Source organism: Comamonas thiooxydans (assembly GCF_000964545.1).
In the GTDB taxonomy this organism is placed as follows: domain Bacteria; phylum Pseudomonadota; class Gammaproteobacteria; order Burkholderiales; family Burkholderiaceae_C; genus Comamonas; species Comamonas thiooxydans.
Window position 1 is genome coordinate 1 of sequence record NZ_BBVD01000003.1, and the last position, 22,600, is coordinate 22,600.

Annotated in this window: 17 protein-coding genes; 5 read left to right on the plus strand and 12 right to left on the minus strand. The window is 64.2% G+C overall.

The genetic code is table 11. From position 1 onward, the window contains the following. Positions 1–66: 66 nt before the first annotated feature. From Cth01_RS03720 to Cth01_RS03760, 9 genes are all read right to left on the minus strand, one after another. The gene (locus Cth01_RS03720; RefSeq protein WP_045838564.1) at positions 67–1,041 is read right to left on the minus strand and encodes an NAD(P)H-dependent flavin oxidoreductase; all 975 of its coding nucleotides are present in this window, start codon (positions 1,039–1,041) and stop codon (positions 67–69) included. Positions 1,042–1,048: 7 nt separating this feature from the next. Beyond that, positions 1,049–2,062 carry a Bug family tripartite tricarboxylate transporter substrate binding protein gene (locus Cth01_RS03725; RefSeq protein WP_034392121.1) on the minus strand — a complete coding sequence of 338 codons (1,014 nt, stop codon included), beginning with the start codon at positions 2,060–2,062 and terminating at the stop codon, positions 1,049–1,051. A 257-nt stretch (positions 2,063–2,319) separates the two neighbouring features. Next, the gene (locus Cth01_RS03730) at positions 2,320–3,336 is read right to left on the minus strand and encodes a Bug family tripartite tricarboxylate transporter substrate binding protein (protein ID WP_045838565.1); all 1,017 of its coding nucleotides are present in this window, start codon (positions 3,334–3,336) and stop codon (positions 2,320–2,322) included. A 214-nt stretch (positions 3,337–3,550) separates the two neighbouring features. Continuing rightward, a complete protein-coding gene (locus tag Cth01_RS03735) occupies positions 3,551–4,798 on the minus strand; it encodes a CaiB/BaiF CoA transferase family protein (protein WP_034356038.1) in 1,248 nt (415 codons plus the stop codon). Between the two features lie 40 nt (positions 4,799–4,838). Beyond that, entirely contained in the window at positions 4,839–5,630 is a 792-nt protein-coding gene (locus Cth01_RS03740; protein WP_045838566.1) for an oxepin-CoA hydrolase, alternative type, read from the minus strand. 179 nt (positions 5,631–5,809) lie between these two features. Then, complete coding sequence (locus Cth01_RS03745) at positions 5,810–6,937, minus strand: acyl-CoA dehydrogenase family protein (protein ID WP_045838567.1); 1,128 nt, start codon at positions 6,935–6,937, stop codon at positions 5,810–5,812. A gap of 139 nt (positions 6,938–7,076) precedes the next feature. After that, positions 7,077–8,276, minus strand: coding sequence for an acyl-CoA dehydrogenase family protein (locus tag Cth01_RS03750; RefSeq protein WP_034377742.1), 1,200 nt, complete (start codon positions 8,274–8,276; stop codon positions 7,077–7,079). 148 nt (positions 8,277–8,424) lie between these two features. After that, entirely contained in the window at positions 8,425–9,621 is a 1,197-nt protein-coding gene (locus Cth01_RS03755) for an acetyl-CoA C-acyltransferase (RefSeq protein ID WP_003062624.1), read from the minus strand. A gap of 260 nt (positions 9,622–9,881) precedes the next feature. Continuing rightward, a complete protein-coding gene (locus Cth01_RS03760) occupies positions 9,882–11,999 on the minus strand; it encodes a 3-hydroxyacyl-CoA dehydrogenase NAD-binding domain-containing protein (RefSeq protein ID WP_045838568.1) in 2,118 nt (705 codons plus the stop codon). Positions 12,000–12,111: 112 nt separating this feature from the next. Between Cth01_RS03760 and Cth01_RS03765 the strand changes: the two genes are divergently transcribed. Continuing rightward, on the plus strand, positions 12,112–13,029 hold the full coding sequence (locus Cth01_RS03765) for a LysR family transcriptional regulator (RefSeq protein WP_034356056.1): 918 nt from the start codon (positions 12,112–12,114) through the stop codon (positions 13,027–13,029). A 54-nt stretch (positions 13,030–13,083) separates the two neighbouring features. Here the strand turns inward: Cth01_RS03765 and Cth01_RS03770 are convergent, their stop codons facing one another. After that, complete coding sequence (locus tag Cth01_RS03770; protein ID WP_045838569.1) at positions 13,084–14,100, minus strand: AraC family transcriptional regulator; 1,017 nt, start codon at positions 14,098–14,100, stop codon at positions 13,084–13,086. A gap of 349 nt (positions 14,101–14,449) precedes the next feature. On the opposite strand from Cth01_RS03770, the gene Cth01_RS03775 reads away from it, so the two are divergent. Further along, entirely contained in the window at positions 14,450–15,292 is an 843-nt protein-coding gene (locus Cth01_RS03775; RefSeq protein WP_003062631.1) for a TauD/TfdA dioxygenase family protein, read from the plus strand. Positions 15,293–16,042: 750 nt separating this feature from the next. Here Cth01_RS03775 and Cth01_RS03780 read toward each other — a convergent pair. Next, positions 16,043–17,101, minus strand: coding sequence for a beta-keto acid cleavage family enzyme (locus Cth01_RS03780; RefSeq protein ID WP_034356064.1), 1,059 nt, complete (start codon positions 17,099–17,101; stop codon positions 16,043–16,045). A 299-nt stretch (positions 17,102–17,400) separates the two neighbouring features. Beyond that, positions 17,401–17,880, minus strand: a complete 480-nt coding sequence (locus Cth01_RS03785) for a VOC family protein (RefSeq protein ID WP_034377747.1) — start codon at positions 17,878–17,880, stop codon at positions 17,401–17,403. 452 nt (positions 17,881–18,332) lie between these two features. Between Cth01_RS03785 and Cth01_RS03790 the strand changes: the two genes are divergently transcribed. From Cth01_RS03790 to Cth01_RS03800, 3 genes are read left to right on the plus strand one after another with little or no spacing between them, the layout of a single operon-like run. Continuing rightward, positions 18,333–18,941, plus strand: a complete 609-nt coding sequence (locus Cth01_RS03790) for a (2Fe-2S)-binding protein (RefSeq protein ID WP_034377748.1) — start codon at positions 18,333–18,335, stop codon at positions 18,939–18,941. A gap of 2 nt (positions 18,942–18,943) precedes the next feature. Further along, entirely contained in the window at positions 18,944–21,238 is a 2,295-nt protein-coding gene (locus Cth01_RS03795) for a xanthine dehydrogenase family protein molybdopterin-binding subunit (RefSeq protein ID WP_045838570.1), read from the plus strand. Positions 21,239–21,261: 23 nt separating this feature from the next. Beyond that, positions 21,262–22,557: a c-type cytochrome gene (locus tag Cth01_RS03800; protein ID WP_034392141.1), complete on the plus strand. Its 1,296-nt coding sequence runs from the start codon at positions 21,262–21,264 to the stop codon at positions 22,555–22,557. Positions 22,558–22,600 lie beyond the last annotated feature (43 nt).

Consider the following 22,600-nt stretch of genomic DNA (forward strand, 5'->3'; position numbering starts at 1 on the left):
GACACGCTTGACGGGTACAAGGATTTTCATGAGAAAGCTCTTTCCTGGTTTTGAAGAGTGAAAGGCTTAGCGGGCCAGGCCCGCTAGCCGCTCGTTGATCAGTGCATGGGCCTCGCCCATGATGCCGTCGATCAGTTGCGCAACCGTCGGCACATCGTGGATCAGGCCAGCCACCATGCCGCAGGACCAGACGCCCGCGTCCATGTCGCCGTCGTGCATGATGCGCGGATAGACGCCAGCCACTTCGGGCGCAATGTCGGCAAAGGTGATGGCCGCGCCCAGCTCGCGCTCTTTTTGCAGCAGGCGTTCGGTGGCGGAGTTGGTCAGCACGCGCTCGGTGTTGCGCAGCGGGCGCATGACCAGGCGGGTGTCCAGCTCGCTGGCTGCAACGATAGCCTGCTTGACCTTGTCGTGTACGGGTGCCTCTTTCGTGGCGATGAAGCGCGTGCCCATGTTGATGCCTTCGGCGCCCAACGCCAGCGCGGCCACCAGGGAGCGACCGTCGGCCATGCCGCCCGAGGCGACAAAGGGAATCTTCAGTTCTTCGGCAGCGCGCGGCAGCAGGATGAAGTTGGGGATGTCGTCCTCGCCCGGATGGCCGCCGCATTCGAAGCCGTCCACGCTGATGGCATCGCAGCCGATGGCCTCGGCCTTGAGCGCATGGCGCACCGAGGTGCACTTGTGGATGACCTTGATGCCAGCTTCCTTGAGCGCGGGCAGCCATTTCTGCGGGTTGTTGCCGGCCGTCTCGACCACCTTGACGCCGCCTTCGATGATGGCCTTGACATAGCCCGGATAGTCAGGCGGGTTGACCGAAGGCAGAAAGGTCAGGTTGACGCCAAAGGGCTTGTCCGTCATCTCGCGGCAGCGCGCGATCTCGCGCGCCAGCAACTCGGGCGTGCGCTGTGTCAGGCCCGTGATGATGCCCAGTCCTCCGGCATTGGAGACGGCAGCGGCCAGCTCGGCCAGGCCCACATGGTGCATGCCACCCTGGATGATGGGGTGCTCCATGCCAAAGAGTTCGGTGATGCGTGTCTTCATGTAGTTGTCACTCCACTGCAATGCCCTTGTCGCGGATCAGCTGGCCCCAGCGCGTGTAGTCCTGCTGGATGCGCTGGCCCAGCTGGGCGGGATTCTGGAAGGTGGCGATGGCGCCCGCGTGGAGCAGCTTGCTCTGGATGTCCTTGTCGGCCAGTATCTGCTGGACTTCGGAGGCGATGCGGTCAACCACGGCCTTGGGCGTGTCCTTCGGCGCGAGCAGACCACCCCAGGAAACGGCGTCATAGCCCTTGATGCCCTGCTCGGCAATGGTCCTGGTGTCGGGCAGCATGCTCACGCGCTGGGGCGAGCCCACGGCGATGGCTCGCAGCTTGCCGGCCTGAATATGAGGCAGCGCAGCCACGAGGTCTGCATACATGATGGGCACCTGGCCGCCGATGGTGTCGGTGATGGCGGGCACGCCGCCCTTGTAGGGCACATGCTGCATGTCGAAGCCGGCCATCTGCTTGAGCAGCTCCATGCTCAGGTGGCCGAAGCTGCCGGCGCCCGAGCTGGTGTAGTTGAGCGCTGATTTCCGGGCCTTGGCGTGGGCGATCAGGCTCTTGAGATCGGTGACATCGGGCAAAAGCGTGGGATTGACCACGATGACGATGGGCAGGTCATAGACCGTGGCCACGGGCGCGAAATCCTTGACGGTGTCGTAGCCGGCCTTCTTGTACAGATGGGGGGCCAGCAGCGTGGGCGTGGCCAGCATCATCAGCGTGTAGCCGTCGGCCGGACTCTTGGCGACCTGCACGGCCGCGATGGAGCCCGAGGCGCCGGGGCGGTTTTCCACCACCACGGTCTGCTTGAGGCGCTCGCCCAGCTTCTGGCCCACGATGCGCGATGCCGTATCGGTAGGGCCACCGGCCGGAAAAGGCACGACCAGGCGCAGCATCTTGGCTGGCCAGTCGGTCTCGGCCAGTGCGCCGCCGGCCAGGCCGGCCAGCAACGGCGCGGCAGCCAGTGCCAGAACGCTGCGCCGGCTGGTGCAGGCCTTAAGTGCGGGATTGCGCTTGTGCATGAAGTCTCCTGTCAAAGCTGTCTCAGCAGTCGTCGGTGGTGGCCCACTGCCGCAGGCCGTAAAAATCAGTCACTCAGTGATCCATGGCGCTGCGCGCCACCCGCAGCCCATGAACCCGGCGCAGCCCAAAGCCAGGGGCAGCGAGCAAGGGCCTACGCCGGCCGCGCCGCCCCGCAGCGAGGGTGTCGCCGGCCGCCCGTATGCCCCCCTTCAAGGGGGAAGGCGCGGGGCCGCCCAGGCGAAGCGACTCAGGGGGTTCAATCAAGCTTGGCGCCAGCCTGCTCGACCAGCGCTTTCCAGACCGGCATATCGCGCTGGTAGTTGTCGCGGAAGGCCTGGGGGCTGTTCATCATGGGGATGAAGCCGGCGCCCGTGATGCGCTCCAGCACCTTGGGGTCCTTGATGATCTCGCGCAGGTGGCCATAGAGCTGGTCCACGACTTCCTTGGACGTGCCGGCAGGCGCGCCCATGGCCACCCAGCCGTAGATCGAATAGGCGTCGTCGGTCACGCCCTGCTCGAAGATGGTTGGAACCTTGGGCAGGATTTCCATGCGTTCCTTGCCGGTCACGCCGATGGCCTTGAGGCGGCCCGAATCGATGAAAGGCTTGGTGTTGAGGGCGCTGGAAAAGCACAGCTGCAGCTGGCCGCCGATCAGCTCCTGGATCATGGGTGCCTCGCCCTTGTAGGCCGCATGGTTCATGTCGGCATCCATGGTCTTGCTCATATAGGCACCGGCCAGATGGGCGTACGAGCCCACGCCCCAGGAGCCATAGGACAGCTTGCCCTTGTGTGCTTTCACATAGGCCAGCAGCTCCTTCATATTGTTGGCCGGCACCGAAGGATGGACGACCAGCGTTACGGGCGCCGCGGCGATCTGGCTGATCAGCGCGATGTCTTTTTGCGGGTTGTAGGGCAGCTTGGTGTAGAGGAACTGGTTGATCAGCATGGAGGTGCTGAGCGAGACCATCAGCGTATGGCCATCGGGCGCGGCCTTGGCCACGGCCTCGGTGCCGAGGATGCCGGCCGCGCCGCCGCGGTTGTCGATGACCACGGGCTGGCCCAGGCGCTTGGCCAGGACCTCGCCGATGGTGCGCGCGATGATGTCGGTGGCGCCGCCCGCGTTGAAGGGCACGACCACGCGAATTGGCTTTGCGGGCCAGGCCGGCTTGCCTGCCTGCGCAAGGGCGCTGCCGGCACCCGTGGCCAGCAGGCTGCCGCCGCCGATGGCGGCCAGCCCTTGCAGAAGATCGCGGCGTGTGACTTGGATGCTCATGGTTTGTCTCCTATGAAGTCGCTGTCTTTATCTGCCGTCTTGCGCGGCCTTTAATCTTGCTTTTGAGTTATTTATGGCTCTAGAAGATGTCCGCGGCCTGTGAGCCTGACACGGCCCAACAGGGACACCGAGCAAGGGCCGCCCCCGCAGCGAGGGTGTCGTCCCCTCCCGCGAAGCGAGAGAGGGGAAGCCGCACAGCGGCTCAGGGGGTGCTTCATGAAGGCTCCTGGGGCAGCGTGAGAACGCCCTTGGCTTGCAGGTCCTGCAATTGCGCATCATCGAGCGTCAGCAGGCGCTGCAGCACTTCTCGCGTGCCCTCACCCAGCGTGGGCGGTGCATGGCGGATGGGCAGACGCTGTCCGTCCAGGCGGTAGGGCGGCGCGAACACGGGCGTGGTGCCGACCACGGGATGGGGCATGTCGCGCAGCAGGCCGCTGCGGCGCGTGCGCTCGCTGGTCAGGGCCTCGTGCAGGCCGGCCACACGGCCGCAGGGAATGCCTGCAGCCGTCAGGCGCTCCAGCAACTGGTCGCGCGGGAAGCTGCCAATCAGCGTCTTGAGCATGGGCAGCAGCTCCAGCCGGTTCCTGGCCCGGTTGACGTTGGTGGAGAAGCGCTGGTCCTCGACGATGTCAGGGCGCATGATGACTTGACGGCAGAACTTGTCGAACTGACTGTTGTTGCCCACGGCAATGATCAGCGGACCGTCGGCGGCCTCGTACATGCCGTAGGGCACGATGGAGGGGTGGGCATTGCCGTAGCGCTCGGGGTCGCGCCCCAGTTGCAGGGCATCCAGGCCGTAGTAGCCTGTGACCGTGATGCCGCTGTCGTACAGCGCCATCTCTATGAGCCGGCCCTTGCCCGTGCGCTCGCGGCGGAACAAGGCGGCCAGCACTGCCTGGGCTGCATACATGCCGGTTACCAGATCCACCACGGCCACGCCGAATTTGAGCGGCGGCATGCCTGCCTCGCCGTTGAGCGCCATCAGGCCCGCCTCGCCCTGAATCACCAGATCGTAGCCGGGGCGCTTGGCCTCGGGGCCGCTGCTGTCATAGCCAGCCACTGCGCAATAGATCAGGTCGGGCTTGATGGCCTTGAGCTGCTCGTAGCCCAGACCCAGCTTCTCGGCGCCGCCGGTCTTGAAGTTGTGGATGAGCACGTCGAACTGAGGCAGCAGTTCATGGAGGATCTTCACGCCCTCGGGCGTTTGCAGATCCAGCGTGATGGACCGCTTGTTGCGGTTCATGCTGTTGTAGTAAGTGGTCTCGGTCTTGCCGATGCGAATGCCCCAGTCACGCGTATCGTCGCCGCGGCCCGGGTGCTCGACCTTGACCACCTCGGCGCCGAAGTCGGCCAGAACCATGCCGCACAGCGGCCCGGCGAAGACGCGGGACAGATCAAGTACTCGCACCCCCTCCAGCGGGAAGTCGATGTCCTGGTTCTGTTCGGTATTGCTGTCGGCCATCTGCCTTTTCTCCTTGGAAAATCTTGGTTTCGTCGAGCGCTCAAGCACGCAGTTTGGTGAAATCGGCGCTGCGCTTTTCGAGAAAGGCTGCAATGCCTTCACGGGACTCCTCGCTCCCCTGCGAGCGCACCATGTGCTGCGCTTCCAGCTCCAGTTGCTGCTCCAGCGTATTGCGCGGCGCCTGCCGGCACAGGTCCTTGATCAAGGCCGTGGCCTGGTCCGGGCCGGTAGCGATCTGGGCGGCCAGCGCGACGGCATCGACCAGAGCCTGGCCGGGCTCGGCCAGGCGGTTGACGGGGCCCAGAGCGTACATGCGTTCGCCGCTGATGCGCTCGCCGGTCAGGCACAGCTCGGTCAAGACCTGCCGCGAGACGAACTCGGCCAGAAAGGCCGTGGCGCCACCGTCGGGCGTCAGACCCACTTTCACATAGGCCACTGAGAACAGGCTGTCGCGGGCGGCCACCAGCATATCGCAGGCCAGGGCCAGCGACAGGCCCGCGCCCGCTGCCGCGCCTTCGACGGCAGCGATGACGGGTTTGGGGCAGTCGCGCACGGCACGAATCAGATCGTGCAGGCCTTCGAGCTTTTCTCGGCGCTGCCCCACGGGCAGTTCGCGGCGCCTGGCCAGTTGGCGCAGATCGCCACCGGCGCAGAAATGGCCGCCCTCGCCCGTGAGCACGACCGCGCCCACACTGGCGTCAGCCGCAGCATCCGCCAGCGCGGTCGTGACGGCCGCGTAGAACGCGGGCGACAACGCATTGCGCGCAGCCGGATTGTTGTTGCTCAGCACCAGTACGGCACCTTCGCGGCGGGTCAGCAGGACTTCACTCATCTTCGTTCTCCAGTTTTAGGCAGCACTTACCGCCTGTAGCCGCCCCCCTCCGCCAAGGACAGCCAGCAAGGGCCTACGCCGGCCGCGCCGCCCCGCAGCGAGGCTGTCGTCCCCCTCCCCTAGCGCGCAGCGCGTAGAGAGAGGGGGAAGGCGCGAAGCGACTCAGGGGGTAGCTCATTTCAGCCCAAGGCCATGAAACGCGCCAGGTGATGATCCTCGTCGCCAAACTGGTGGTCGATCATGACCAATCGCTTGGCGTAATGCGACAGCGGCAGCTCCCAGGTCATGCCGATGCCGCCATGCATCTGTATGCTTTCCTCGGCCACCAGGGTCCCCACGGAGCCCACGGTGTACTTGGCGGCTGACAGCATCTTCTCGCGCTCCGTGCCCTGGGCGTTGTCGATGGCATCGGCCGCATTGATGACGGTGGAGCGCACCTGCTCCACCTCCAGCAACAGATCGGCCATGCGGTGCTGCAGCGCCTGGAAGCTGCCGATGACCACGCCGAACTGCTTGCGCGTCTGCAGATACTCCAGCGTGTTCTGCTTGGCCACATCCATGGCGCCCAGGGCCTCGGCAGCCAGCGCCAGCAAGGCAAAGCCCTGCACATGCTCTAGCACGGCATGGCCCCGGCCCTCGGCACCCAGCAGCGCATCCTCACCCAGCTGCACGTTTTCGAAAGTCAGCTCGGCGGCGCGGCCGCCTTCCATACGGCTGTAGCCACGCTTGACGATGCCGGCGGCGTTGCCGTCGACCAGGAACAGGCTGATGCCGGCAGTATCGAACATGCCGCCTGCAGTGCGCGCCGACACCAGCAGCAGACCGGCCTTTTCGCCAAAGGCCACCACGCTCTTGGCGCCGTTGAGCACCCAGCCCGTGGCGGTCCTGGCCGCCGTGGCCGTGACCTTGTTGAGCTCGTAGTGACTGCCCGGTTCGTCGTGCGCCAGGGCAGCGATCACGCCGCCGGCGATGATGTCCTCCAGTTGGCGCTTCTGCGCTTCGGTGCCGGCCGCAATCAGGGCCTGGCCCACGACCAGCGCCCCCAGCAAGGGCTCGGCCACCAGGCCACGGCCCAGCGACTCGAACACCACGCTGATGTCAAAGCCCGATCCGCCAAAGCCGCCCTCCTCTTCGGGGAACAGCGCGCCGATCGCGCCCAGCTCGGCAAATTGCGCATACAGCGCCGGGCTGTGACCTTCTGCACCATAGGCCAAATGGTTGCGCTGTTCGATACCGTACTGCTCGGCCACAAAGCGGTTCAGGCTGTCCGCCAGCATGCGGCGGTCTTCGGTGTGTGTGAAGTTCATGACAAATTCTTTCTACCCAATCGAACGAATCGGTGTCGCATGCCACCGCCCGGTTCGCCAGGGACGCCCAGCAAGGGCCGCCCCGCAGCAAGGGCGTCGTCCCCCCGGGGGGAAGGCGCGCAGCGACTCAGGGGGGATTTCACAAGCCCAGAATCATCTTGGAGATGATGTTCTTCTGGATTTCGTTGGAGCCACCGAAGATCGACAGCTTGCGGTAGTTGAAGTAGTTGGCCGAGGCCGTGGCGGCTTCGTCGATGCCGCCTACGGGCGCCTGGTCATGGCCTTCGTACTGGGCCTCGTCGATATAGGGCACGGCATACACGCCCATGGCGCGGCGGATCAGCGACAGGATTTCCTGGCGGATCTCGGTGCCGCGAATCTTCAGCATGGAGCTTTCGGCACCGGGCACGCCGCCACCGGCCACGGCGGCAATCACGCGCAGATTGGTGGTCTTCATGTTCTCCAGGTCGATCTCGACGCGCGCCATGCGGGCCGCGAACAGCGGGTCCTGGTTCAGCGGCTGGCCGTTCTTGTGCACCTTGGCGGCGATGACCTTGAGCTTGGCCAGAGCCGAGATGCAAAAGCCCACGCCAGCAATGCCGGTGCGCTCGTAGGTCAGCAGATACTTGGCATAGGTCCAGCCCCGGTTTTCCTCGCCCACCAGATTCTCGACAGGCACCTTCACATCGGTGAAGAAGACTTCGTTGACTTCCTTGTCGCCGTCCAGCGTGCGGATGGGGCGCAGCTCCACGCCGGGGCTGTTCATGTCCACCAGCAAAAAGCTGATGCCGGCCTGGGCCTTGGCCTCGCGGTTGGTGCGCACCAGGCAGAAGATCATATTGGCGTGCTGGCCCTGGGTGGTCCAGGTCTTCTGGCCGTTGACGATGTAGAAGTCCCCATCGCGCACGGCCGTGGTCTTCACCGAGGCCAGATCGGAGCCCGCGCCGGGCTCGGAATAGCCCTGACACCACCAGTCCTGCCCGCTCAGAATGCGCGGCAGCCAGTACTTCTTTTGCTGCTCGTTGCCGTACTTGATCAGCACCGGCCCCAGCATGTTCACGCCGAAGGGCACGATGCGCGGGCCACCGGCCAGGGCGCATTCGGTGTCGAAGATGAACTTCTCGACCGCCCCCCAGCCCGGGCCGCCATGCTCCTGGGGCCAGTGATTCGCATACCAGCCGCGCTCGTTGAGAATGGCATGCCATTCATCCTGATCAGCCTTGCTCAGGCGCTGGCCGGCCTTGACCTTGGCAGAAATATGCTTGGGCAGCTTTTCCTTGAGAAAACTCTGCACCTCGGCGCGAAACGCCTCTTCCTGGGGGGTGAATTGCAAATCCATTGCTATTTCCTGGTAGTCCATGGCGCTGCTTCTGGCGCCTTTAATCTTCAAACTGGCATGCTCTTGCGCCAGAGGCTGCAAGCAAGGGCCGCCCCGCAGCAATGCAGCCGTCCCCCCTTGGGGGAAGACGCGCAGCGGCTCAGGGGGATCAAAAGATCTCGAACAGGCCAGCAGCGCCCATGCCGCCGGCGATGCACATGGTCACCACGCCGTACTTGACCTTGGGGTTGCGGGCCTTGCGGCGCTGACCTTCGAGCAGAATGTGGCCGGTCAGGCGTGCGCCCGTCATGCCGAAGGGATGACCGATGGCAATCGCGCCGCCGTTGACATTGAGGCGCTCGTTGGGAATGCCCAGCTGACGCTGGCAATACAGGGCCTGCGAGGCAAAGGCTTCGTTCAGCTCCCACAGGTCGATGTCATCCACCGTGAGGCCGTGGCGCTTGAGCAGCTTGGGCACGGCAAACACGGGGCCTATGCCCATCTCGTCAGGCTCGCAGCCGGCCACGGCAAAGCCGCGGAAAGCGCCCAGGGGCTTGAGACCCAGACGCTCCGCCAGCCTGGCTTCCATCACCACGCAGGCGCTGGAGCCGTCGGACAGCTGCGAGGCATTGCCGGCCGTGATGAAGTTGCCCGGGCCCTTCACAGGCTCCAGCTTGGCCAGCCCCTCCAGCGTGGTGCTGGCGCGGTTGCAGTTGTCCTGCGTGGCCACCACGTCGCGGTAGGTGACTTCGCCGGTTTCCTTGTTCTTCTCCATCATGCGTGTGGAGCAGGCAATGATCTCGTCCTTGAACAGATCGGCGGCCTGGGCCGCAGCCGTGCGCTGCTGGCTTTGCAGCGAGAACGCATCCTGGTCTTCCCGCGTGATGCCGTAGCGCTTGGCCACCACATCGGCGGTGTCGATCATGGCCATGTAGAGTTCGGGCTTGTGCTCCACCAGCCAGGGGTCCATGTCGGTGGGCAGATTGTTGCCGGCGCGGATGCCGGAGATGGTTTCGATACCGCCGGCCAGCATCACGTCCACGCCTTCGGCCACGACGCGCCCCGCCGCGATGGCGATGGATTGCAGACCCGAGGCGCAAAAACGCGTGATGGTGGTGCCGGCGATCGACAGCGGCAGCCCGGCGCGCAACACGGTCTGGCGACCCAGATTGCGGCCCTGGAAACCGTCGGGGTTGCCGCAGCCCAGAATCAGGTCCTCGATCATTTCGGGATCGACACCCGATCGCTCCACCGCCGCCTTGACGGAGAAAGCAGCCAGCTGGGCGGCAGGAGTGATGTTGAACTCGCCACGATGCGACTTGGTCAGCGGTGTGCGGGCGGTGGAAACGATAACGGCTTCACGCATGGTGCTTGTCTCTGTGAATGTTGAAAACTATTTTTGATAGCTTTTATCGCTTGCCATTCATTGATTTCAGATTCTTTTCATACTGAAACCCATACAAATCAAGCGCTAGCAGCTACTTTTTTAAATTAACCGGGCGATAAAAACTGGCGCACTCCAAGCGCGAGACGCCGAGCAAGAGCCGCCTCGCGGCGGGGCCGCCCAGGCGATGGCGTCGTCCCCTCCCGAAGAGAGAGGGGAAGCCGCGCAGCGGCTCAGGGGTGTTACTTGTTCAGGCTTTCGAAGTTGCGCCCCTCGGCCACCAGCTTCTGCAGCAGCGGCGCAGGCTTCCAGAACAGCGCGTCTTCCTTGGCAAAGGCTTCGATATCGGCCAGCACCTTGGGAAGGCCCTGCATATCGGCCCATTTCATGGGGCCGCCGCGGTGGCGCGGAAAGCCGTAGCCGGAGATAAAGGTCACGTCCACATCCAGCGGGCGCAGCGCAATGCCCTCGCCCACCACCTTGGCGCCTTCGTTGACCATGGCGGCCATGTAGCGGCGCATGATTTCCTCGGCCGTGAACGAGCGCGCTGTCACGCCCTTCTTGGCGCGCTCGGCATCCACAATCGCCAGCACTTCGGGGTCGGGCTGACCGATGCGCGCGCCTTGCGGATAGAGGTAGAAGCCGCGTCCCGTCTTCTGGCCGAACCAGCCGTTTTCACAGATGCGGTCGGCAATCTCCACATAACGGGCCTTGGGGTCGCGCGTGGCAGCACGGCGCTTGCGTGTGGCCCAGCCGATATCGCCACCGGCCAGGTCGGTGACCTGGAAGGGCCCCATGGCAAAGCCAAAGCCGCGCACGGCTTCGTCGATCTCGTAGGGACTGGCACCGTCTTCCATCAGGTAGTCGGCGGCCTGCTTGTAGGTGGCCAGAATGCGGTTGCCGATAAAGCCGTCGCAGACGCCGGCGCGCACCGGCACCTTCTTCATCTTCTTGGCCAGCTCGAAGGCCGTGGTCACCACATCGGGCGCCACCTTGGCTGGCACGACGATCTCCAGCAGCTTCATGATGTTGGCCGGGCTGAAGAAGTGCAGACCGATCACATCCTGCGGGCGGCTGGTGACGGCGGCAATCGCATCGATGTCCAGATACGAGGTGTTGGTGGCCAGCACGGCGCCGCTCTTGCAGACGCGGTCCAGCTCCTTGAACACCGCCTTCTTGACCTCCAGGTCTTCGAAGACCGCCTCGATCACCAGATCCACATCGGCAATGTCGTCATAGCGGGTCGAGGGCGTGTAGCGCGCCATGATGGAGGCCTTGGCCTCCTCGCTCATGCGGCCCTTGGCGATCAGGCCGTTGTAGACCTTCTCCACGTTGGCCTGGCCGCGTGCGATGGATTCGGCATCGCGCTCGATCATGGTCACGACGAGGCCGGCATCCAGCGCCGAGACGGTGATGCCCGCGCCCATGGTGCCGCCGCCGATGATGGCGATCTTGCTGAAGGCGCGCGGCTGGGCGGCGCGGGCTTCGGGAATCTTGGCTGTCTCGCGCTCGGCAAAGAAGGCATGGATCAGGCCGGCGCGCTGCGGGCTGTCGATGCAGGCCAGAAACTGGGCACGCTCGAACTTCAGGCCTTCGGCAAAAGGCAGATCCAGCGCGGCCTGCACGCAATCGATGATCTTCAGCGGCGAGAACAGGCCGCGCGACTTCTTGGTCGTGTCCGCACGCAGCGCATCGAGTTCCGCCTGGGCGGCAGCCTTGTCGGCCAGGCGTCCTGGCGTGGCGCTGACAGGACGCAGCGACGCGCCCTGCGCCAGCAGTTCACGCGCATAGGCCAGGCCCGCGGCTACGGGGTCCGTGCCCTCTTCCAGCTTGTCCACCAGACCGGCTGCCAGTCCGGCTTTGGCGCCGATCTGCTGGCCGCTGAGCATCAGCTCGGTTGCGGCCTTGACGCCCATCAGGCGCGGCGCACGCTGCGTGCCGCCAGCGCCGGGCACCAGGCCCAGGGAGACTTCGGGCAGACCCAGCTTTGCGCCAGGCAGCGCCAGGCGGTAATGCGCCGACATGGCGATCTCCAGGCCACCACCCAGTGCCGCGCCATGAATCACGGCCACCACGGGCTTGCTGCAGGCCTCAATACGGTTGCAGACATCGGGCAGGAAAGGCTGGACCGGAGGCTTGCCGAATTCGCGAATATCGGCACCGGCGATGAAAGCCTTGCCCTGACCCACGATGACCACAGCCTTGACCGCGGCACTGGCATCGGCCTGTTCCATGGCCGCCATCAGACCCTGGCGCACGGCAGCGCCCAGCGCATTGACGGGCGGATTGTTGACGCTGACGAGCAGGACGTCACCGTCTTGCCTGAGTTCGACGACAGAGGTGCTGGCTTGGGCGGTCATGCGAGTCTCCTGAATCTCTTTATGGAATGGGCTTTATTTTTACGGCGACAATGTTTTCTAACAATCCCATGAATCATTGACAGACTGTCAAAGGAAATTGGACAAACACGCCATGGACTCGCAATCGCTGACCCTGCTGGTCGAAATCATTGATAGCGGCAACCTCAGCCAGGCTGCGCGCAAGCTCAAGATGACGCGCGCCAATGTGAGCTATCACCTGACCCAGCTGGAAAAGGCAGCGGGCGTGCAACTGGTCAAGCGCACCACGCGCCGCGTGGAGCCCACAGAGATCGGCATGCGCCTGTACGAGCACGGGCGCAACATCCACAACGAAATGCTGGCCGCACGCGAGGCCATCACGGCGCTGGGCCAGAGCCTGCAGGGCCGCGTGGGCATCAGCGTGCCCAGCGGCTACGGCCAGATCGTGATGAGCGAATGGCTGATCGAGTTCAAGCGCCTGTACCCGGGCATCGTGCTCGACGTGCTGTTCGAAAACCGGGCCGACAATCTGCGCGACGATGTGGACATCATCGTGCGCGTGATCCAGGAGCCGCCCCTGTCCCTGGTGGCGCGCAGCCTGGGCACGGTGCGCTACCTGGCCTGCGCCTCACGCGAATATGCGCAGACTCACGGCCTGCCCAAAACCCTGCATGCCCTGCGCGCCAGCCCGCTGATCACCGCCGGAGTCACGGGGCGGCAATTGCGCCTGGCCGCCTATCTGGGCACCGAGCGCCACGAAGTGATGCTGGAGCCCACCATGATCTCCGAGCATTTCCCTTTTCTGCGCGACGGCATCCTGGCCGGCCTGGGGGTGGGCCTGGTGCCCGACTATGTGGTGCAGGACAAGCTGGCCACGGGCGAGGTGCTGAGTACGCTGGACGAGTACCGGCTCAGCATTTTCGGCACCCATATGTATCTGCTCTACCTGCCCAACCGGCATCAGACCAAGGCCGTGCGCACCTGCATCGATTTTCTGCTGGCCAAGGCCCAGCCCGAGGCAACCCGGCTGGCCGCGATGCCCCAGCCCTGAGCCGCAACGCAAAACGCCAGCGAGCAGGCTGGCGTTTTCATTCGGACAGAGGCCTCAGGACAGGCTGCGGCTCAGATTCTGCTGTCGCCAGCTGCTGGGGCTTTGCTGAAAATGCTTGCTGAACCAGCGCGTGAACGAGCTGTTCTCGGCAAAGCCTGCCTGAGCGGCCGCTTCACTCACCGACAGCTGCGGATTCTGCAGCGCACGCAGCGCGGCCTGGCTGCGCACGGCGTCCAGCGTTTCCTGAAAGCTGGTGTTCTGGGTTTCGAGGTGCCGCTGCAGCGAACGGGCCGTATAGCCAAGCGCGCCGGCCACATGGGCAATGCTGTGGCGCCCATGGGGCAGCAGCGACTGCAAGGTGCTGCGCACCTGCTGCTCCAGCGATCTGGTCGTGGGCCGCGGCGCATGGCTCTCCATCAGGCTGCGGGCGTGGCTCTCCATGAGGCTGTCGTGATCGGCATCGATGGCCTCCAGATCCTCGTTGCTCACCACGATGCCATCGAAGTCAGAGCCGAACACGATCTCGCTGCCCAGCACGCGGCGATGGCTCATGGTGCTGCCTGGCGAGCTGTGCGAGAAGTGGATGCTGGCCGGGCTCCAGCCCCTGCCCAGCTGATATCGGCACAGACTCATCAGCGCCGTGATGCCCAGCTCGACCGGGTGGCGCCCCGGGTTCTCGCGCTCGGTATCCAGGTTCAGCTGGATGATGGAATAGCGCCCCTGGGTCACCACCTCCGTGCCCACGGTGGTGCTGATCATGTGGTCATAGTCCTTGAAGGTCTTGAGCATGCTGGAGAGGCTGGCCTGGTGCTGCAGCAGCAGGCTGATCGACCCGAAGTCGGACAGACGCCAATGCGAGCCCATGAGCAGGCCCAGCGAGGCATGCCCTGCCTGGGCGGACGAAACCTCAAGCAACTGCGCAAACGCAGCTTCGGGAACCATGAGATCGGGAGAATTCAGGCAGCTGTGGTCCAGCCCCACCTGGCGGAACATGCGCAGCGGGTCGATGCCGAGCTCATTCGCCACCTTGGCGTATTTGCACAGGCTCACACTTCGGATACGGGGCTTCATCGTGACCAGGAAAACGGTTGACCCGGGTACTGCGCAACAGGCCCGGATTTCATGGATGGACACAGGCCTTATGGGCAACCTGCGTTTCGGGTGTTGATGTTTATCAATATCACAACAAGCAGTCAATCAATGGATACCAGTAGATCACGACAGATATGACGCCTCGGCGCACAGATGCGTCCACTTCAAGACACCCCAGGCCTGGCCCTAGGGTTTTCCTTGCACCCACCCAAGAGGGCAACAAGCTGACGCGATCGGTCAAGCCCGGCGGCCGTTGCTGCGCCGAGAATTTTTCCATCAGACGGCGGCGTCCTGCATCAAGGCCTTGCCGGGTACTTAGGAGAAGACCATGAAAGTCGAACAACTGACCTGCAGCATCGGCGCTGAGGTTTCCGACATCCACCTCGGCGATGCGTCCCGCGACAAGGGCCTGGCCGAGGAAATTCGCGCCCTGCTGCTGCAGCACAAAGTGCTGTTCTTCCGCGATCAGGACATCACGCGTGCCGAGCATGTGGGTTTTGCCCGCCACTTCGGCGATCTGGAGGATCACCCCGTGGCCGGCAGCGACCCCGACCACCCCGGTCTGGTGCAGATCTACCGCAGCGAAAAGCGCGAAAACTACGAGAACACCTATCACACCGACGGTCAGTGGCGCGAGAACCCGACCATGGGCTGCGTGCTGCGCTGCATCGAAGGCCCTGCCGTCGGTGGCGACACCATCTGGGTCAATATGGCCGAGGCCTACCGCAATCTGCCCGAGGACATCAAGAAAAAGATTGACGGCCTCAAGGCCAAGTCCAGCATCGAGCACGGCTTCGGCGCCGTCATGCCCGAAGAAAAGCGTCTGGAGCTGGGTCGCCAGCACCCTCCGGTCGAACATCCCGTCGTGCGCACCCACCCCGAAACCGGCGAGAAAATTCTCTACGTCTGCAGCTTCACCACCCACTTTGCCAACTACCACACGCCCGAGAACGTGCGCTATGGCCAGGACAAGACGCCCGGTGCCAGCATGCTGCTGAACTATCTGATCAGTCAGGCGGCCATCCCCGAGTACCAGGTGCGCTTTCGCTGGAAGCCCGGCAGCGTCGCCATGTGGGACAACCGCTGCACCCAGCATTACGCCGTGCAGGATTACTGGCCCGCCGCGCGCAAGATGGAGCGCGCTGCCATCATCGGCGACAAGCCTTTTTGAGCGAGCTATCCGAGCCGCTTTTCTGCCCCTTTTTCTGACCAGCTATTGCCAGCCACCTGCGCCGCATGCCGGCGCCGGAACACGGTGCATCACATCGGTACTGCACAAAAAACAATAGCTGGCATCGCTTGACTGCCATCAAATATAAATTTATAGCTGCCTGAAACGCTTTTAAATCAAGCGCAGGCAGCTATTATTTTTTCATCATCACCTCCTGCATGAATGTGCGCCTGACCAGGCCCCGCCTTGCGCCAATCGTGCCCTGAGGCCGATGACAGAGCGCAGGCCCGGGAGGGCGACAGCACTGCAAGATACAGAGATACAGCCTGCCATTGCTGTGAGCCATGGCACGCGCGAGCCTGACGAGCCTGAATATGACAATGGTGATCCTCGTCAACCGCGCCTGCAGCATCTCTGCTCGGCGAGCCGGTGGCGAGCACTGCAGCGTGCGGTGTGGGGCGCGCGGCGTGCGCATCACGGACCTCCCGCTCCTCCCGCGCCTTGACAGCTGCGAGCTGGCCAGAGGCATGCTCAAGACCATCCATCCGCAGCCGCCGGCCCAGACGCCTTCACCAGGCCTGTCTCAGGCCCGGCCCCAGCCTTGCCAGAGCCATTTTTCCAGGTCTGCCCGAAATCATCCGGGCATGAAAAAGGCCTCCATCGCGGAGGCCTTTTTTGCGCATGTCGGTTCAGCAGAGACCGCTGCAGGCGAGGCCGTGATCGCCTTGCCTGCAAGCCTGTCCCGGAAGATCAGGAGGTCTTCCTGAGGAAACCCTGGTTGGCACCGGGCCGGTTGGGCGCAAAGCCGTTGGCGGCCAGGCTTTCCTCCACGCTGTCGTAGAACACGCCGATCTTGCTGATCTCGCGCGCCTCCTTGGCGGTGGCGACAGGACGACCGAATTCGCGCGAGATGCGCACCAGTTGCTCGATCTGCGAGACGGTGCTGGCCTTCTCGGTACGCGTCTGGTTCCACAGGCAGTCTTCGGTGCCGCAGCGCACATGCAGACCGGCGGCAATACCCCACATATTCACGGGCAGCACGTTGCGCACATTGCTTTCCACGGTCAGCACGGCGCCATCGGGCACGGCGCGCACAAAGTTGGCCAGGCTGTACAGGCTGGGCGTGTCCATGCCGCCAGCGATCGCCACCCAGTTCATGACCAGCGGGCCCATGTAGAAGCCGCGGCGCATCAGGCGCTCCACCGACTCGAAGCTGTTCAGGTTGTAGCACTGGAAAGCGCTCTGGATGCCGGCCTTGGTCAGGCGGCGCACATGCTCCTCCACCCAGCCCGGCTGGGCGGGCACGGTCATTTCCTTGTAGGCATTGAACAGCGTGGGATTGGCGCGCGAGGTACCAGCAAAGTCCGCGTCTTCGGCCTGATCGGTCACGTTCATCTGCGAGGTGTTCACCGTCACGGTCACCTGATCGGGCACAGGGTCCAGATCGGCCAGCATGTGGCGGGTGTCGTCGGAGAGCCATTTGGCCGCCTGACCTTCGTCTTCGGGAGCAAAGCTGATGGAGCCGCCGACCTGGATGATCATCTCGGGCACGGCCTTGCGCACGCCGGAAATCAGCTCGTTGAACTTGGACAGGCGCTTGCTGCCCTTGCCGTCCAGCTCGCGCACATGCAGGTGCAGCACCGTGGCGCCCGCGTTATAGCAGTCCACGGCTTTCTGGATCTGCGCCTCCATGGTGACGGGAATGTCTTCGGGGAAGTCCGAAGGCAGCCAGCCCGGTGCATAGGGCGCCGCCGTGATGATCAGGGGTTGCTGGTTTTCGGGGAACAGATGGCCGTCGAGAAAGTTCATGACATGTCTCCAAGTGAATGCAGGCTTCGACGCACAGCCACGGGCGCGGCTTGCCCGCCCTGTGCAATGCCGCCAGGCATTCAGAAGACATGGGCAACACCGGCCGGCAGGTACCGGATCGTCGAAATTGAAAGCAATTTCAATGTAGGAGAGCTGTCCGCAAAGCGTTTGCCCTAAGACGTTCGAGTCTTGGCAAAGTGCGCCAGCGCATGCGGGCGCCCCGATGCGCCCTCGGGCCGGCCCGACCGGGCCCGCCGCGACGATGAATGCAGCCCGGCCTTGCGATCGCTGCCGGCCGCCTAGCCGCGCCAGGCAGCCTCGATGGCGGCGATATCGATCTTCCTCATCTCCATCATGGCTTCAAAAGCCCGCCTGGCCGCCGCACGATCCGGGTCGGCAATGGCCGTGGTCAGCACACGCGGCGTGATCTGCCATGACAGCCCCCAGCGGTCCTTGCACCAGCCGCACTGGCTTTCCTGGCCGCCGTTGCCGACGATGGCGTTCCACAGGCGATCCGTTTCCTCCTGATCGTCCGTCGCGACCTGAAACGAAAACGCCTCGTTGTGTTTGAAGACAGGGCCGCCGTTCAGGCCCAGGCAGGGAATGCCCATGACCGTGAATTCGACCGTCAGAACATCGCCCTGCTTGCCGGAGGGGTAGTCGCCCGGTGCGTGGTGAACCGCGCCCACGGCGCTGTCGGGAAAAATCTGGGCGTAGAACCTGGCGGCTTCCAGGGCCTCGCCCTCGTACCAGAGACAAATCGTGTTTTTGCTGACCATCTTGGCTCTCCTGAACAGGAACTGATGAATGTCTGCAAACCCGCAGACCGCGGACCCCTCTCTATCGGGACACCGATGCACTGGCGGCTTTCGGCGTCTGTGCATTGAAGCCGCATTTCCCCAGCGCTTCAATCCCCATATCAGAGGCGCAGGGTCATCCCCCCGATATAGCCATGGCACCTCTGCTCTCACGAAGACGCCGGAAATGGATCAGGCTGCATCAGCCCTGCCGGTCTCAAGTCCGGTCAAGGCCGCCTCCGGAACCACGCCAGTCCCGCCCTGCTGCCGCAGATCCTGGGCTCAGAAGCAACTCCTAGGCACCGGCCCGGCCTTGCCTCGCTGGCGCACACCAGAGCAATCAAATCTGCTTTAGATCAAGCCAATGCACTTTATTTTTGTCTAGTCATATAATTGACTACACATATATAAGACTGACACTTGAAACCTACGTCATGAAATTCACTCTGAACGGCCAGGAAGTGGACGCGCAAAGCGCCGCTGCCGACACACCTCTTTTGTATGTGCTGCGCAACGACATGCAGCTCAACGGCCCCAAGTTCGGCTGCGGCCTGGGCGAATGCGGTGCCTGCGCCGTGCTGATCGACGGCAAGGTGGCGCGCTCCTGCTCCGTGCCGCTGAAGGCTGTCGACGGCAAGAAAGTCACCACGCTGGAAGGCCTGTCGCCTGACGCCAGCAAGGCCGCCAGCGCGCAAGCCCTGCAGGACCGCGCCGTGCTCGATGTCAGCGCCGCCGAGACAAAGGCGCCTGCCACCCCACGCACCTACACCCTGCATGTGGTGCAGCAAGCCTTTGTCGATGCACAGGCTGCGCAGTGCGGCTATTGCACCAACGGAATGATCATGGCGCTGGTTGCCCTGTTCAACCAGCAGCCCAAGGCCAGCGACGAAGAAATCAGGCACGCCCTGTCCGGCCATCTGTGCCGCTGCGGCACCCATGTGGAAATCATGCAGGCCGCCGCGCGCGCCCGTGAGCTGATTGCCAAGGGCCACAGCCCGGCCCTCCCCGCCGCCGGCGCATCCACAACCGCAAAGGCTGCCTGATCATGAAATTCTTCACCAAAGACAATCACGCTCAACTGACTCGTCGCCAGCTGCTCAAGGCCGGCGGCATGCTGATGGTCGGCTCCGTGGCAGGCGGCCATCTGCTGATGGCCCAGACCGCCCCCGAAGCGGCGGCCAAGGGCGCTTTCCCCATTCCCTCGGCCAAGCTGGTGGACAGCTTCATCGCGATTGGCGCCGACGGCTCCGTCACGGCCTACAACGGCCACGTGGACCTGGGCACGGGCGTGCGCACGGCTCTGGGCCAACTGGTGGCCGACGAGCTGTATGTGGACTTTGCCGCCGTGACCATGGTGCTGGGCCACACCGCCCGCACCCCGGATCTGGGCCCCACCATTGCCAGCAACACCATCCAGGTGTCGTCCCTGCCCATGCGCCATGCCGCAGCGCAGGTGCGCCAGCTGCTGATCAAGCTGGCCAGCGAGAAATCCGGTGTTCCCGCCGAGCGCATCACCACCCAGAAAGGCTTTGTCATCGCCGGCGGCAAGCGCTACGGCTATGGCGAGCTGGTTCAGGGCCAGGATCTGCAGATCGAGGTCGACGACAAGATCGAGCTGCGCAAGTCCGGATTCGAGTACATCGGCAAATCGGTGCAGCGCGTGGACATCCCCAACAAGGTGCTGGGCGCGCTGACCTATATCCACGACCTGCGCGTGCCCGGCATGCTGCACGGCCGCGTGATCCGTCCTCCCTACACCGGCGCCGATGCCACGGCGCCGCTGGGCTCCAGCCTGGTGTCGGTGGACGAGAAATCCATCGCCCATCTGCCCGGCATCGTCAAGGTCGTGGTCAAGGGCGACTTCGTGGGCGTGGTGGCCGAGCGTGAAGAGCAGGCCATCGCTGCCATGCGCCAGCTCAAGGTCACCTGGAAGGAATGGAGCGGTCTGCCCGATATGTCGCTGAGCGGCCTGCATCAGACCCTGGTGGACCACGCCAAGACCGACCGCGTGCTGCAGGAAGACGAAGGCGCGCTGCAGGCCATCGAGCAGGTCAAGACTGCGCTGACCCGCGACTATGTCTGGCCCTATCACGCTCATGGCTCCATCGGCCCGTCCTGCGCGATTGCCGAAGTGGGTAACGGCCAGATCCAGGTCTGGACCGGCTCGCAAAACCCTCACGACGTGTGCAAGGACATTGCCAAGCTCATGGACGTGAATGCCGACAACATCAACGTCACCCGCCTCGAAGCCTCTGGCTGCTACGGCCGCAACTGCGCCGACGACGTCTGCTCGGATGCGGTGCTGATGTCTGCCGCCGTGGGCAAGCCCGTGCGCGTGCAGCTGATGCGCGAGCAGGAAGCCGGCTGGGAGCCCAAGGGCACGGGCCAGCTGATTCGCGTGCGCGGCGGCCTGGATGAGCAAAACAATGTGGCCGCCTACGAGCTGCGCACCTGCTACCCCTCGAACAACGCCTCGGCGCTGGCATTGATTCTGACGGGCAAGGTGTCCGCCAAGATCGAGGCTCAGCAAATGGGCGACCGCACTGCCATTCCGCAGTACGAATACCCCAAGATGCGCGTGATCTCCCAGGACGCCGTGCCCATCGTGCGCGCCTCGTGGATGCGCGGCGTCTCGGCCCTGCCCAATGTGTTCGCCCATGAGTCCTGGATCGACGAATGCGCCTACCTGGCCAAGGCCGACCCTATCGAGTACCGCCTGCGCTATCTCAAGGACCCGCGTGCCGTGGCGCTGATTGCCGAAGCCAAGAAGCAGTGCAACTGGCAGGAAGGCCCGGCGCGCCGCAATGCTGCACCTGAAGATCAGCGCCTGGTCAAGGGTCGCGGCTTTGCCTATGCCCGCTACTTCCACAGCAAGTTCCCCGGCTATGGTGCGGCCTGGGCGACCTGGGTGGTCGACGTGACCGTGGACCGCGAAACCGGCGAAGTCAAGGTCGACAAGGTCTTTGTCGCCCAGGACACCGGCGCCATGGTCAACCCCGCAGGCGTGCGTCATCAGGTGCACGGCAACGTGGTGCAGTCCACCAGTCGCGTGCTCAAGGAGTTCGTCACCTTCGACAAGAGCGGCGTCACCTCCGTGGAATGGGGCGGCTACCCCATCCTGCGCTTTGACGAGCTGCCCGAGATCGACTCGCTGCTGGTCGAGCGCCCCAACGAGGCCCCCATGGGCGCCGGTGAATCGGCCTCCGTGCCCAGCGCCGCCGCCGTGGCCAACGCCATCTTCGACGCCACCGGTGTGCGCCTGCTGGAAGTGCCGTTCACGCCCAGCCGCGTGCTGGCCGCGCTCAAGGCAGCCAAGAGCGGCGCCGTCTCGTCCAAGTGACTCCACCGATAAAGAACATAGATATGCGAACGTTCCAAAAGATTCTGGCGGGCGGTGCGGCTGTAGTGGTCGTGCTGGCTGCCGCCGGCCTGGCGCTCACCCACCAGGGCGAGATTGCGCCCCAGTCAGCCATTCCCGCTGCCGACTTCACGCCCCAGCAGATTGCCAAGGGCAAGCTGCTGGCCGCCATGGGCGACTGCGCCGTCTGCCACACTGCTCCCAACGGCAAGACCAACGCGGGCGGTCTGGCCATGCCCAGCCCCTTTGGCACCATCTACACCAGCAACATCACGCCCGATCTGCAGACCGGCATCGGCAGCTGGAGCTATGAAGCCTTCGAGCGCGCCATGCGCCACGGCGTGGACCGCGAAGGCCAGTACCTCTACCCTGCCTTCCCCTACACGGCCTTCAGCCGCGTGACGGATGAGGACATGAAGGCCTTGTACGCCTTTCTGATGAGCGAGCCTGCCGTGGAGAACGAGGCGCCCAAGACCGCGCTGAACTTCCCCTACAACGTGCGCCGCGGCATTGCGGCCTGGAACTGGCTCTACCTCAAGCCCGGCGTCGTCAAGGACGATGAAAAGCAGGCTCCCGAGTGGAATCGCGGTGCCTACCTGGTCGAAGGCCTGGGTCACTGCAGCGCCTGCCACACACCGCGCAACGGCCTGGCCGCCGAGAAAACCGGTGAGTTCCACCTGACCGGCGGCAGCGCCGAAGGCTGGGATGCTCCCGCTTTGACGGACAAGACTGCCTCGCCCCTGCCCTGGACCAAGCAGGATCTGGTCGACTATATGAAGACCGGCTTCTCGGCCCGTCACAGTGTGGCAGCAGGCCCCATGGCTCCCGTGGCCCACGGCCTGTCGCAGCAAAGCGATGTCGACCTCGACGCCATTGCCACCTATCTGATGAGCTACCGCAAGGCCGACGCCGCCCCCGGCGATGCCAAGGCACTCATCGAAGAGAAGACCGCCAAGCCCAAACTGGCACTCGATGCCGAAGGCTATCGCCTGTACCAGGGCGCCTGCATGGCCTGCCACAAGGCAGACCCTTCGGGCAGCAGCTTCGGCGTGCGTCCCCAGCTGGCCCTGAGCACCAGCCTGCACTCCGCATCGCCCGACAACGCCATCATGGCCGTGCTCGAAGGCGTGCAACATCCGGCCCATGCCGACCTCGGCACCATGCCGGCCTTCCGCCATGCGCTCAGCGATGCACAGATCGCCACCCTGCTCAACACCATGCGTGCCCAGTACGGCGTGGACGAGTGGAAGGACCTGCCTGCCAAGGTAGGCCAGCTGCGCAAGCAGACCCAGGCGCATTGACAGCAGGCGCTGCCAAAGCGCTGCACAGCTCTGCACAAGCCGG